A 13,508-nucleotide genomic window follows, 5' to 3' on the forward strand; every position below is an offset into this window, starting at 1 on the left:
TATTTTGATAAGGGGATGTTGGCAAGTGGTTTTTTAATTTATGCAGCCCCTACGGGTCTGCATAAATTAACTGCCATAACCTACATTTTTAGTCTGCCATAAACAGGGGGGGGGGGAAAGCTTATGGGAAACAAGATACTGCTGGAAGTACGGGGATTGACGAAAACCTTCGGTTCCAAGACCGTCGTGGATCGTCTGAATCTTCGAATTGAGGAAGGGGATATATACGGGTTCATCGGCACGAACGGTTCTGGAAAAACAACGACGATCCGCATGATAACGGGTCTCGTCCATCCCGATGCCGGCGAGGTTAGGATTGGCGGGTTTCATCTGAAATCGCAGTTTAAGGCCGCTATCTCTCTTGTAGGCGCCATTGTTGAGAATCCGGCTTTTTACACGTATCTTTCCGCCTATGATAATCTCAAGTTGACGGCGAACCTTTTGCCGGGGGTAACCCGGAAGCGGATCGATGAAGTGCTTGAAATCGTTGGACTGTCCGATCGGGCTAAAGACAAGGTTGGTACTTACTCACTTGGCATGAAGCAGCGGCTTGGTATTGCGGGTACGCTTCTGAACCGTCCGAAGCTGATCATTCTGGACGAACCTACGAACGGACTGGATCCGCAAGGAATGAAGGGGATCAAGGAGTTGATCGCGCAGCTCGCGGCGGAGCAAGGGATCTCTTTTCTGATTTCAAGCCATCTGCTTCATGAAGTTGAACAAATATGCACCAAGGCAGGGGTTATCAGGAAAGGGAAGCTGATTGCGGAGGGTGAGGTCAGGCAGCTGCTTGCTTCGGGAGAGGAAACCGTAGAGATCGTCACTTCGGAACCGGACAAGGCGGAGCAGCTTCTAAGATCAGCATCCGAGGTCATTTCCGTTTCGCGCTCCCAAGACCAACTCATCGTCCGAACAAACGGCGATTGCTCATTCAAGCTGAATCAACTGCTCATGACGAGCGGCGTTCACATTCGAACCATTAGCCGCAGGCCTCGGACGCTTGAGCAATTCTTTTTCGACATAACGGAAGGAGATGGCGAGCGGTGATCAGGCTGATCCAAAACGAATTTTACAAAACATTCAGATTAAAAAAACTTTATATTTTCATGGCTATCCTGGCCGTTCATGCTTGGTTAACCGTTCATTTCTATAACGCAGGCGGGGAATGGAAGTCGGTGATTCTGATGCCTAACGGTCAGTCTCTCCCGCTGACGCTCCTGAACAGCATGGCTCAATTTATGACCGTATTTATTCCCATCTATGTTGCCGACCTGATAACAGGCGAAGTAAAAACCGGTACGTTAAAAATGTCGTTACTGCGTCCAGTCCGGCGAATCGAATGGCTCAATGCCAAAATCGTCTCCTTATTCGTATTCATGACGGTACTGCTTGTTTTCTCCATCGCAGCGGAATACGCGATCGGAACGCTCGCATTCGGTTGGGGCGAACAAACACTCTATGCCGGATCGCTGTATACGCAGACAGAAGGTGTGTGGTTGACGCTTCGCCTGTCCTTCTCCATGCTCCTGCCGTATATGGCTTGCGGAATGATTGTGATGTTCATTGCCGTATCCGCGACGAACATAAGCACAACGATCGGGTTATCCATCGGCGTGTTGACCGCCATGCAATACTTGAATGCTTTCGAGCAGCTCAAACCGTATTCCATTGTGAACCAAATGTATTTTTTTCATGAATATGCTTATCAGATAAACGGGGAGGCCGCGGCTCAAAACATCGCAGTGATTGCCGGATATATCGCCGTTTTCTATCTCGTCAGCGCAATCATCATAAAGAGAAAAGATTTCATCCTGTAAGGGGGTACGCTCCTTGAGCAAACTTATCCAGTGCGAACTCTTCAAAGTGTTCAGGCAGAAAAAGCTGTATTTGTTCATGCTTATTCTGACCGCTGTGGAAATATCGGCTGTTTTTCAAATATATCGGGAAGCAGCAGGTTTCACTGGCTTCGGGCCTAATGGTCAGTCGTTTCCATTGATCGTACTCCATAACAGCACATTTTTTATCCCTATTTTGATCGCGATCCTGGCGGCCGATTCCATTGCGGAGGAATACCGGAGCGGCAACCTAAAAAAGGCGCTTCTTTGCCCGGTAAGCAGGATGGATCTGCTTCATGCCAAAATCGTGTCTATGTTCACAGTTGTGGCGGTTCTGCTTATTTATCTGGTTCTTTCCTCTTATGTTATCGGGACTCTGGCTTTTGGGTGGGGGGAACGAACAGTTGTCGACGAAATTGTTTATACATTTAGCGAAGGGGTCCGGCTTGTGGCCCAAATCGTTCTGCTATCTCTGCCGCCTAATCTGGCGTTCGGCATGATCGTTATTTTTGTAGCCTTGCTGACGACAAATCCAGGTGGTTCCATCGGAGCGGCTCTCGTGCTTTTAGCTGTTTCTCCGCTTGTTGAGGGAATCCCGCAGGTTAGAGATTTTTTTATCGGTTATCAAATGCGGGTCATTCCATTTCTTCCTCTACACGATATGGCTGCGATAGACTTGTGGGGCGGTTTGGCCGTCATCATCGTCTATTTTGGTGTCCTATATACGGGTAGTGTTATGATGATAAGGAAAAAAGATATTTTGATTTAAATGGGGTGAACCTGTGTCGTTTGACAGAATCTTGATCGTGGAAGATGAGAAAGAAATCGCCGAATTGTTAAAAGACTACCTGGTGGAAGAACATTTCGAGGTCATCATCGCCAGCGACGGACGAGAGGCGATACACCTATACAGAGAATACCGGCCGCAATTGATGATTTTGGATATCATGCTTCCCAAGCTTGACGGAATGGAAGTATGTCGCACGATCCGATCGGAATCGTCGATACCGATCATCATGCTTAGCGCCAAGAAAAGCGATGTTGATAAAATTGTCGGACTTGGGATCGGCGCAGACGATTATGTCGTTAAGCCTTTTAGTCCGGGCGAGATTATCGCAAGGGTCAAAGCGCAGCTCAGAAGGGCCAATCAGCTTTCGTCTCCTGCGGAGAAGTCGGAATTCGTCCGATATCAAGATCTAGAGCTTAATATTAAGGCTTATGAAGTGACGGTCCGGAATCAACCTGTCCCATTCTCGGCTAAGGAGTTCGAGGTGCTTCGTTTTTTTGCCCTTCATCCGAATCAGGTATTGACTCGCGAACAAATTTTTCAACATGTATGGGGGCTCGGCGAACATGGGGATTTGAACACCGTAACCGTTCATATTAAGAAAATCCGGGAAAAAATTGAAGTCGACCCCGCCAATCCGACGATGATCAAAACGGTGTGGGGAGTCGGCTACAAGCTTGACGGTGGTCCGCGATGAAGCTAGGAATTCGCTTCAAGCTGATCACATCGCTGACCGGGATCATTTTTGTTCCTGCTATTTTGATGAGCATTTCCGGAGTCCGAGAAAAGCATACGGATCCAATCGAAGGGGCTATAGGAATAAACTTCATGTTCCTGATCGGTTTTCTGGCGGTGGCGTTTGTTTTATGCGCTTATCTATTAGCGCGGGTCATCACAAAACGTATCCTCCTGCCGCTTAAGGAATTGAATGCTGCCGCGGAACAGATTATGAACGGCAATTTGGATGTTGAAATTCGAAATCGATACCATGACGAGATGGGCCGTTTCAGTTCCGCTTTCGATGTCATGCGAGCCAGGTTAAAGGAATCTTTGGATCAGCAAGCTGCTTACGAACGGTCCCGCAATGAGCTGATTGCGAATATTTCCCACGATTTACGGACACCGATTACATCCATTCGCGGTTACGTCGAAGGTTTGCAGGACGGCATAGCCCGGGATGAGCAGAAGGTCACCAAATATCTTGCGGTTATCAAAAACAAAACCGATCTGCTTGACCGCTTGATTGAAGATCTGTTTCAATTCTCGCAATTAGAGTCAGGACAACTGGTGATGGACATTCGGGAACTAGACAGTCGAGAGTTCCTCGAAGCGATGATAGCACCATTCGAAATGGAGTTTCATGATGCTGCGGTTGTATTGACTGTCGAACGGCCCTTCCCCTCCAGACCTATTCAAGTCGATAGCGATCGCATGGCGCAGGTGTTTGAAAATATCATCGAAAATGCAAAAAAATATGCCGGCAATCCCGCTGAAATTACAATTTCGACTCGAGACGAAGCGGACTGGATTCGGATTGTGATCAGAGACAATGGGATTGGAATCTCCGAAGAGGATACTCCATACTTGTTCGAACGCTTTTATCGAGGAGAAAAATCGCGTTCCCGTGCGTTCGGGGGAGCCGGATTGGGTCTTGCTATATGCAAACGAATCGTAGAAGAGCATGGAGGTCATATTGGGGTGCAGAGCAAACCGGGGGCAGGTGCCGAGTTTTACTTGACATTGCCGGTTGTCAAAGAGGATTGAATCCCTGACCTCAAGTTAAGGACAATTTCTTTCATCCAAAACGGGAGAGGAGTTCACATTGTGTTTCGTTACTACTTTATAGCTTTGTGCGTGATTATTGCGGACCATGCGGCCAAATGGCTTGTGTCGACTTACATGAAAATCGGACAAGAAATCCCCTTAATACCTGGAGTTCTAGGGCTTGCATCCATCCGAAACAGAGGAGCTGCATTTGGTATTTTTCAAGGACAGATCACATTTTTTATCATCGCGACGACCGTTGTCCTTATCGGAATTATGATCTATTTACCCAAAGCGCACCGTGAAAAAACGATCTTGCGTTATGGCTTAGCCCTTATATTGGGCGGAGCGCTGGGCAATTTTATTGACCGTGTTTTTAAAGGGGAAGTTGTGGACATGATTCAAGTCCATTTTCTCCACTTCCCTGTTTTTAATGTAGCTGATTCCTTCTTATGCATTGGTGTCATTATTGTGATGATTCATTCTTTGAAAGAGTCACGTGATAAGGATAAAGAATTGAAGGAAGCGGTTAATAAAAAGTAAACGCCGGCAGATGCGAGATCAAAAAAACGGGAAAATTGGATTATTGAGGATTATCAACTTAATTTAGTGTTTTATCGGCTTTGAACCATGGAAATGGGTACGATAGTGGAATTTCTCGCTGCAGGCAACCTCGGACAAGGAGAACCACTATAAACAACATTATTTAATCCGTCCAATCCAAGGACGGATTATTTTACTTTTTTGGCTATTTTTAAACAACTCTTATTATCAAATAAACAACAGAGCTAACGTTACGATTTCCCACAAAACTGTCGGACAGTTTAAGGCTGTTCGTTCGTCCGATGACTAGTTTAAGGGCGATCATCAGGAATAGTTGGTGTGCAGGCTTAGACAGCCTGTACTTCTTTCCAATAGAATAAGGTATTTGCTCGAGAAACGGCGTATTCCACGGCACGCCGTCTTACGGTTATGATAAGGTAAAGGGGAAGCTGATTCCAAAACCGCAACATGCAGAGACGGTGCGACTCATTTATCGACTGTATTTGCATGAAGGTTGGGGTTGGCAAAAGATCGCCAATTATTTAACCGATAAGAAGATCCCTTCCCCGAGGATGCTGATCGGAGCCAAGAATGCCGGAACCATGTGGCACGAGACGGCGGTAAAGATCATTCTTCAGAACCGTCATTATACGGGAGACTTGGTACAGGGGCGTTCGAGTGTGGACAGAAGCAATAAATTGTTTCATCAGGAGAAGGGGTACAAGCTTCGTCAGCAGATCGATGAAAGTAAATGGTATGTCGTAGAAAATGCGCATCCTTCCATCATTTCACGCGAAGAGTTCGACTCTGTGCAAGGGAGAATGGCGTTCAAGGCGAGAACAGGGTTTGGCGGTCGGGGTAAAAAGTCGTTGTTTGCTCATCTTGCGTACTGCGCTCATTGCGGCAAGGGCATGAATTATAAAAATGACCGCGAAGGCTATGTTTGCGTTACGTACCAGAAGCGCGGCAGAAAAGGATGCCCTTCTCACTTTATCCGGCATGATGAGTTGAAAGAATCTGTTCTAGCGGACTTACGTCAATTGTCGGAGAACGCGTTGGATCGGGATTCGTTGGTGGAAAAGGCTGCTCAAAAAGGCAAATGAAAAATCGAGCCAAGCCTTCACTGAACTGAATGTGATCCGGAAGCCTTTCCCCTGTTTTTGTATCAAGATTTTAGATAGGAGGTCAATATGACAATCGGAAAATCCAGAAGTAACAGAGAGCGTTTTCTAAAAGATCTAATGAATTTGATGGTACCAATAGAAGGTGGAACCGTTGAATTACGCGATTATATTAATATGAATAAATGGCTTAGTTCTGATTACACTTTATCAGACCCTGGAAGAGGAAGTGATAAAAAAGTTATTACATGGACTGAAACGATCGAACCATTCTATGTAATGAAGTATCCGGTAACACAGCAGTTGTATCATTTTGTCATGCATGAAGAAGAAGTAGAACCGAATGTGAATAACCTGCCAATTACGGAAGTTTCGTGGTTAGATTCGCTTGAATTTTGTAACGCATTGTCCAAAATACTTGGCAGGACTGAATGCTACACAATTTTCACAAATGAAAGTGAGAACACGATATACAACAAAGAAGCGAATGGCTTTCGATTGCTATCAGACGCTGAATGGCAGTATGCGTGCAAAGCGGGAACCAAGGGATATCGGTATGAAAGAATTGATAAGATTGCATGGTATCAAGAAAACTCCAATGGATCAGCTCAACAAGTTGGAAAACTGCTTCCTAATCCATGGGGGCTTTACGATATGATTGGTAATGTTTGGGAATGGTGCTGGGATCTATATAATACTGAACGATATGGGAATTATAGAGTCTTCCGAGGAGGCAGCTGGGCTGAAGTTGAAAATAATTGTGGTTCTACGATTAGAAGGAAAAGCATGCCTGATTTCAAGGTAGATGACCTTGGCTTTAGAATAGCACTTACAAAACGATGAGAACACGACATCGAGCATGCAGGGAAGAGATGAGACAGTATCGCTCTAAAAATAATCGAGTTGACATTACTACGAAAACGTACTAAATTGGATTCAAACACTTACTACGAATTCGTACTAAAAAGGAGCTGCCGGTATGCATCAGTTATATGATCTTTTTCTCAAGACCGGTTTGCGCCCATTCGCATTTATGACCGACATGTTGCAGCTTGAACAGAAAGTGACTCGTTCAGATCTGGCGACGCTGCTTATTCTGCTCTTTCGCGGGGACCTGACGATGACGGAATTGGCGGCCGAGATGGGGGCGCCGCTGAGTTCGATGACAAGTATTGCGAAGCGGCTAGAGCGAAAAGGCTATATCGCCCGAGCGACATCTCCAAAAGACCAACGGGTCAAGCTTGTGATGCTCACACAAGAGGGTCTTCGACTTGCGAAAGAATGGGAGCGCATCATGCTGGCGATGCTGGGCAAGCTGGAGGCGGCATTTACGCCGGAAGAGATGGAGCAATTTACGCTACTTTCGTTTAAGGCCATCAAAGTATTCCAGGACGAAGAACCTGTAAAGCTTCAGGAGATAAAGAACCGTCCGGTAAAGATCAATATCGACGAGTGACCGATCCAAACGGTCTCTTCATTTCCGTATTTACTACGAAATCGTACTAAAAGGAGCAATGGTTATGAGAATCATCATCTACACGGGAAAAGGTGGCGTCGGCAAGACGAGTATAGCCGCGGCAACAGCTGTGAAAATGGCAAAGCAGGGGAAACGAACGCTCATTCTTAGCACTGACGCAGCACATAGCTTAGCGGATTCACTGGACATGCGGATCGGGCCGGAGCCAGTCTCAAACAGTGAAAACTTATGGGGGCAGGAAGTGAACAGCCTGCGGGAGACGGAGAAAAATTGGGGAATTGTCCAGGGATGGCTAACTGCACTGCTAGACAAGGCTCAGCTTACTGATATTGCTACGGAGGAAATGCTCGTGTTTCCTGGCATGGAAGAGCTGTTCAGTTTATTGCAGATCAAGGAACACACGCAAAGCGGAAAATATGATGTGGTCGTCGTAGATTGTGCGCCGACCGGAGAGACGCTGCGGTTGCTCAGCTATCCAAATGTATTGAACTGGTGGCTTGAAAAAATGTTTCCGAACGAACGCAGGCTGATCAAGCTCGTTCGGCCGGTCGCCAAGTTCATCAACAACGTAGATCTTCCCTCAGATGATGTGCTTGACAGCGTTGAGCAATTGGCACGCAGCTTGGAGGAATTGCAACGGATCGTTCTGGACCCGGAGATGACATCGGTGAGACTGGTGCTGAACCCCGAGAAGATGGTGCTTGCCGAAGCGAAACGATCCTTCACATATCTGAATTTATTCGGATTCAATACGGATGCGGTCATCGTGAATCGGGTGCTGCCGAATGAGGCGGGAGAAGGATTTTTCGCATACTGGCGGGACATTCAAAAGAAATATGAAGAGGAAATTATCATGAACTTCCAGCCGCTGCCGATTCTCAAAGCGCCCATGATGCCAAAGGAAGTCATCGGATTGCCTGTTCTCGAAGAATTGGCGGATATCGTTTTTAAAGATCAGAATCCTTCCACTATTCTTTATCGAGGCAGAACAGAAAAGATCCGAGAAGAGGATGGCGGAATGGTTCTGGAACTGTCGATTCCCTTTGTGGAGAAGTCGGATTTGGATTTAACGCAGACGGGCGACGAACTGACGGTAAACGCAGGTGCCTACAAGCGGAAGGTGATTTTGCCAAGACCGCTTATAGGCCGGCAGGTTACAGGTGCGAAGTTTTCAGAGGACCGGCTTCTCATCCGTTTTGGGGAGCGAAATCTGGCAGAAGGGAATGAAGAGCAATGAGAAGCGATGAGCTTCGAATAGAACGGCTGTTGGAACATTTGAAGCAACACCAGGCGGGGAAGCATGCAAGAAACACCGTTAAGGAAGGGCTGCTGGCTTCTCGTGCGGTCATCGACAGCCTCATTGACTTGTTAGAGGAACCAAGCAGCACGCCATGCGCACGCAAAATTGATATTTCATAAATCGAGAGAGGATGAGGAATAGATGGTGAGTGGGATCAAACGTCATGTCGGGCTGACGCTTATGCTGACCGGATTGTTTCATAATATCTTGGGGCTGGTTGGATTCATGACACAACTGCAGCCAATGGTTGCTGAGGGTCTATGGGATACGGTGGGGAATGGGCAATGGGATCGCGTAACCGCATTCTGGTTCTTGATGCTCGGCTTCATGCTGATTCTTTTCGGCTATACGGTGGATTGGCTCATGAAAAAGAAAGGGATTACCCCGCCTGTTTCCCTCGGATGGATGCTATTTGTCTTCTGCTTGATCGGAGTTATCGTGATGCCGACTTCAGGTTTTTGGCTTGGCTTGCCTCAAGCGTGGCTCTTATTGCGAAAGTGAATGGGACAGTCGGTTGCCAAATCAAATAAGAGGGTGCTATGTGGTGAATCACAATCTTGATTCGTCGTTACCTAGTGGGTGGAAAGCCTACGCCCACTTTACAAAGACGTCAGGATGGGCGGCTTATGCAGGTTGCGTCTGGGCCCTCCTGTATGCGGTCTTTGTCCGATTCTATCAGGCCGCGGGAGGAACAATCGGTCTTTCGGCTCCGATCGTTGATACCACTGGCGGCATCTATATAGCAAGCTATGTCGTGGGTGTAATCATCATGTTGTGCGGATTTGTCTTATTAGGACTCGTTAAACCTTGGGGGAAGGTTGTCCCTTCATGGATTCCATGGATCGGTGGAGTCAGTATCTACCGAGGATTTCTGTTATTCCCCACCCTTCTCTGCTCTGTCTTTTTACTCGCTCATGGAGCAGCCGGAATCATTACAAGAGTCCTCTTTTTGGCTGGCTTCATAAATTTGAAAATGCCGACATTTAGCGGCGAAGTGGATATGCGTATCGATGCATTATGGGACTTGTTCGTGTACCAACCATGGTTTTTCATCATGGGAGTATTGGCTGGCTTGTCGGCAGCGCATTATGCACAATCGAGAGACGTTTCGCTTTCTGCATTGAAATGCGGCACACTCCTTTTCTTGTTTTTAACAATCCTCGTTACTGCGATTTTTGTAGCAGCCATCGTGTTTGACTTTGTCGAAAAATTACGCTTTTTTTAAGGCGTTCCTTCCTAAGATGTTACGTAATGGTCTTTGCTTGTTCAGACGGTGACATCTTAGTTGATCGGGAACACAAATCTAGGGAGGTGCATGGACATGAATGGGCATGATGTAGCCTTAGTAGTGGCTGGAATCATCGGAAGCGGCGTGGCGCTGGTACACGGCATTCTGATCCAGCGGCTCATGGTCAGGCCGTTGGCGAGTGCGGAGTCTTTATTTGCCGAGGCAAGAGTCAGATGGATCGTTTCATGGCTCTTGCAATTCAGCACGTTCAACTGGTTTCTCGGCGGGCTCGCTTTGATTGCTTCCATCTGGTTCGGGCCGGACGCAAGGCTTGTGACGGGCCTGCTCGTTGGCAGCTCCTATCTGTATGGCGTTTTCATCAACTTTAAGGCAACGCGCGGTCGTCATCCGGCCTGGATCCTCTACGGAGTTGCACTCGGTTTGATTGCCTTCGGCGTAAACGGATCGGGCGGTTGAGCCCACGACCAGATACCGTAAGTCGCCAACCAACGCGATTTTGTCACAAAACCCTCCCTCCCTTTCGTCTTTCTTATAAAAGGAAAAGGGGAGAATGGGCATGAGAACATATGATGCAGCGGTAATCGGCGGAGGGCTTTCCGGATTAACAAGTGCGATTTATTTGGCAAAAGCCGGTTTATCCATAGTTTTGTTGGAAAAGTCAAATCAGTTGGGCGGTCGTTCCGTTACGGTAAAAAAGAATGGTGCCATGCTGAATTTGGGTCTTCATGCGCTCTATAAAGGGGGGGCCGCTGAGGAGGTATTAACTGAACTGGGAATCCCGGTCAAAGGAGCGACAGTCCCCGCAAAAGGCGGCATCGTGTGGAATAACAAACTTTTCCAACTACCTGGAAATCCTTTCGCGATTCTCACATCCAACTTGTTATCTACTTCTGCTAAGTTGGAAATCGTTCAATTTGTGACACGACTAGGGCAAATCGATACAAAGGCTTTACCACCGATCAGTTTTCGGGAATGGGCGGAAAAGGAAATCCGCGATCCCATGATACGACACCTCATTTACGCTGTATGCAGAACCAATACGTTTGTACCTTATCCTGAGCTTCTATTAGCTGCTCCTGGGATCAGAAGGCTGCAACTGGTATTTAAAGGAAACCAAGTGATATATGTAGATAGAGGTTGGGGCCAACTGGTTGAAAGTCTTCGGCAGGAGGCGATCCGAGCAGGTGTTGCCATTCTGTGCGGAAAACATGTATCTGAAATTGAGCATGACGGCCGGGTAAGGCAAATCCGTTTTCATGATGGCGAAACACTGGAAATCCCATATGTCCTCGTCGCGGCAGGGCCGGGCGAAACCTTCAAGCTCGTGAAAAACGCGGAGCATACATCGCTCAAGGAGTGGCGGGATCGGGCGAAGCCAATCTATGCTGCATGTCTAGATGTCGCGCTCCGCAAGCTGCCCTACCCAGATGATCCAAAGCGTCATTTCACCTTCTTCTTGGATCAACCGATCTTTATTAGCACTCCATCAGTCATTTCCGATGCAAGTGAGGATGGTTCCGCCGTTATTCATGTATGCAAGGACATCGGCTTTGGCTCTGACAATCCCAAAGACGACGAAAGCCATTTGGAGCGGGCTTTAGACTTCATTCAACCGGGATGGCAAAAAGAACTTGTGGCAAGGCAGTTCTTGCCAAAAATTACCGTAGCCCATGATTTTGATTCCATGGATCGAATTGGGAAACGCTATGGCCCATCTGTCCCGGAAGTGCGCGGATTGTACGTTTCCGGGGATTGGACGGGTCGATGCGAAGTATTAGTGGATGCGGTTTTTGCCAGCGCGAAGCGGGCTTCCGAGGAGATCCTTCGAGAATATAACAACATAGGAGGGCGTGCAAACGGTGGAAGTGGAAGAGCTGTATAAAAGTCTGCGGCCTTCGCTCATTTCTCTTGCTTATCGTATGATGGGCAGCATGATGGATGCCGAAGATATCGTTCAAGAAACATTCCTTTCGATAGAAAAGGTTCCATCCGAGATGGTGAGGAATCCCAAGTCTTATTTGTTCAGGAGTGTGAGCAACCGGTGCATAGATCGGTTACGGGCGCAAAGCAAGCATCGTGAAGCATATGTAGGACCTTGGCTTCCGGAACCGATTATGAGTGAGGGGAACGGACAAATCGACCCTTTGGAAGGCTATATACGGAAAGAAACCATTTCGATGGCGTACTTGCTCTTGATTCATCAGCTTTCATGGACCGAGCGGGTTGTCTTTCTGTTGCGAGAGGTACTTCAATACGAATATGAGGAAATAGCGGAGATAGTCGACAAAAGCCCTACGAACTGCAGGCAAATTTTTCGTCGTGCCAAAAGGAGCTTGGGCGAAATTCCTCAAGTGAATGTCGGCATGGAGCGGGAGACAACCCATGTGATTGAACAGTTCGCGCAAGCCCTTTTGAGTGGGGATATGAAAATACTGCTCGAAACGCTAACTTCGGACACGATCCTATATATGGACGGTGGAGGCAAAGTGAAAGCCCCCCTGCGTCCGCTGTATGGCCATGATCGAATAGCCCGTTTCTTTATCGGTATTTTCCTGGAGTTCCCTGCTGATTTCTCTTTTCAGCTTTGCGAGATGAATGCCCAGCCCGGATTGGCGTTTTATGCAGGTGGGCAACTAATTGCTACGATCTCTTTCGATATTCAAAATAATCGGATCGTGAACATGTATGCTGTTTTGAATCCCGATAAGCTGAAGAATGTCTCACGTTTTGTCGGCAATTCCTGAGGACCGTTGAATTATCTGTGGGTTTCTATCGTTAAACACATAACTGTCCATACAATAATAGTGATTCAATTGGTGTTATCAAGTCTTCATGGGATTATAACAGAGTACCTTGTATGGCTATATTGACGCGTACGGGGTAGGTGAAGTGCTGCCCACAGTTAGTCGGAAAAGTTAAATCAAGATGCATCAGTATTTAGACCCTTCCAATAAAAAATGGAAGGGTTATTTCTTAATAAAAATGAAGTACGATGGAAGTGAATATAATTCTTAGGATCTAGGAGGCTAACATTGGAAGGGTTTCGGACATTGACAAGTGTATTCAGTCTAGGATTATCTTGTGGAATATTTAGTAAGGAAATGATAATTCAATGGTGCGATCAGGCTATCGAAGCTAAAGATAATGTACCTTTTGAGATAATAGAAGTATCACTTATGTCTAAATCTAAGATTGACGATATTGAAAATAAATTGTTTGAATTGACAGGGCACTTTAAGGTTGAACATCCTGCAAAACTTGTATTGTCAATTATATACGATAAGGGGCATCGATATAGCTGAACCCGGTTGTTTTTGCTTTGAAATCATAGACCAGGGAGGGTAAATCGCCGATCCCATCGTTGTCAAAAGCACTGTAGATCAGCGTTGCCTGGTGTGCGGCGCGGAACTCTTGCTTGGCCGTCTCCAGGTC

The 13,508-nt window shown here is 46.9% G+C and carries 16 protein-coding genes; all 16 read left to right on the forward strand.

From position 1 onward, the window contains the following. Positions 1-123 precede the first annotated feature (123 nt). A complete protein-coding gene (locus EDM58_RS25205; RefSeq protein ID WP_246001057.1) occupies positions 124-1,047 on the forward strand; it encodes an ABC transporter ATP-binding protein in 924 nt (307 codons plus the stop codon). Continuing rightward, positions 1,044-1,817, forward strand: a complete 774-nt coding sequence (locus EDM58_RS25210) for an ABC transporter permease (RefSeq protein ID WP_183187627.1) — start codon at positions 1,044-1,046, stop codon at positions 1,815-1,817. Before EDM58_RS25205 ends, EDM58_RS25210 begins: the two co-directional genes overlap by 4 nt. A 13-nt stretch (positions 1,818-1,830) precedes the next feature. Continuing rightward, a complete protein-coding gene (locus EDM58_RS25215) occupies positions 1,831-2,604 on the forward strand; it encodes an ABC transporter permease (protein WP_183187628.1) in 774 nt (257 codons plus the stop codon). A gap of 13 nt (positions 2,605-2,617) precedes the next feature. Beyond that, positions 2,618-3,319, forward strand: a complete 702-nt coding sequence (locus EDM58_RS25220; protein WP_122915782.1) for a response regulator transcription factor — start codon at positions 2,618-2,620, stop codon at positions 3,317-3,319. Beyond that, complete coding sequence (locus EDM58_RS25225) at positions 3,316-4,386, forward strand: sensor histidine kinase (RefSeq protein WP_122915783.1); 1,071 nt, start codon at positions 3,316-3,318, stop codon at positions 4,384-4,386. The genes EDM58_RS25220 and EDM58_RS25225 overlap by 4 nt, the downstream gene beginning before the upstream one ends. A 60-nt stretch (positions 4,387-4,446) precedes the next feature. After that, a complete protein-coding gene (gene lspA, locus EDM58_RS25230; protein ID WP_122915784.1) occupies positions 4,447-4,929 on the forward strand; it encodes a signal peptidase II in 483 nt (160 codons plus the stop codon). Positions 4,930-5,381: 452 nt separating this feature from the next. Then, entirely contained in the window at positions 5,382-6,032 is a 651-nt protein-coding gene (locus tag EDM58_RS25235) for a recombinase family protein (RefSeq protein ID WP_281275101.1), read from the forward strand. 87 nt (positions 6,033-6,119) lie between these two features. After that, the gene (locus EDM58_RS25240) at positions 6,120-6,893 is read left to right on the forward strand and encodes a formylglycine-generating enzyme family protein (RefSeq protein WP_122915786.1); all 774 of its coding nucleotides are present in this window, start codon (positions 6,120-6,122) and stop codon (positions 6,891-6,893) included. A gap of 136 nt (positions 6,894-7,029) precedes the next feature. Then, positions 7,030-7,506, forward strand: a complete 477-nt coding sequence (locus EDM58_RS25245) for a MarR family winged helix-turn-helix transcriptional regulator (RefSeq protein ID WP_023556482.1) — start codon at positions 7,030-7,032, stop codon at positions 7,504-7,506. A 64-nt stretch (positions 7,507-7,570) separates the two neighbouring features. After that, positions 7,571-8,764 (forward strand): ArsA family ATPase, encoded by a 1,194-nt coding sequence (locus EDM58_RS25250; RefSeq protein WP_122915787.1) that lies wholly within the window; start codon positions 7,571-7,573, stop codon positions 8,762-8,764. Continuing rightward, complete coding sequence (locus tag EDM58_RS25255; RefSeq protein ID WP_023556480.1) at positions 8,761-8,946, forward strand: hypothetical protein; 186 nt, start codon at positions 8,761-8,763, stop codon at positions 8,944-8,946. Before EDM58_RS25250 ends, EDM58_RS25255 begins: the two co-directional genes overlap by 4 nt. Positions 8,947-8,968: 22 nt before the next feature. Continuing rightward, on the forward strand, positions 8,969-9,328 hold the full coding sequence (locus tag EDM58_RS25260; protein WP_122915788.1) for a DUF6463 family protein: 360 nt from the start codon (positions 8,969-8,971) through the stop codon (positions 9,326-9,328). A 43-nt stretch (positions 9,329-9,371) separates the two neighbouring features. Further along, the gene (locus tag EDM58_RS25265) at positions 9,372-10,052 is read left to right on the forward strand and encodes a DUF3995 domain-containing protein (RefSeq protein WP_122915793.1); all 681 of its coding nucleotides are present in this window, start codon (positions 9,372-9,374) and stop codon (positions 10,050-10,052) included. Between the two features lie 96 nt (positions 10,053-10,148). Next, positions 10,149-10,532: a hypothetical protein gene (locus EDM58_RS25270; RefSeq protein ID WP_122915789.1), complete on the forward strand. Its 384-nt coding sequence runs from the start codon at positions 10,149-10,151 to the stop codon at positions 10,530-10,532. 100 nt (positions 10,533-10,632) lie between these two features. Then, positions 10,633-11,958 (forward strand): phytoene desaturase family protein, encoded by a 1,326-nt coding sequence (locus EDM58_RS25275; RefSeq protein WP_183187629.1) that lies wholly within the window; start codon positions 10,633-10,635, stop codon positions 11,956-11,958. Beyond that, positions 11,936-12,820: an RNA polymerase sigma factor SigJ gene (gene sigJ / locus EDM58_RS25280; RefSeq protein ID WP_122915791.1), complete on the forward strand. Its 885-nt coding sequence runs from the start codon at positions 11,936-11,938 to the stop codon at positions 12,818-12,820. The genes EDM58_RS25275 and sigJ overlap by 23 nt, the downstream gene beginning before the upstream one ends. The last annotated feature ends 688 nt before the right edge of the window (positions 12,821-13,508 follow it).

It is taken from the genome of Brevibacillus panacihumi (genome assembly GCF_003710985.1).
Lineage (GTDB): Bacteria > Bacillota > Bacilli > Brevibacillales > Brevibacillaceae > Brevibacillus > Brevibacillus panacihumi.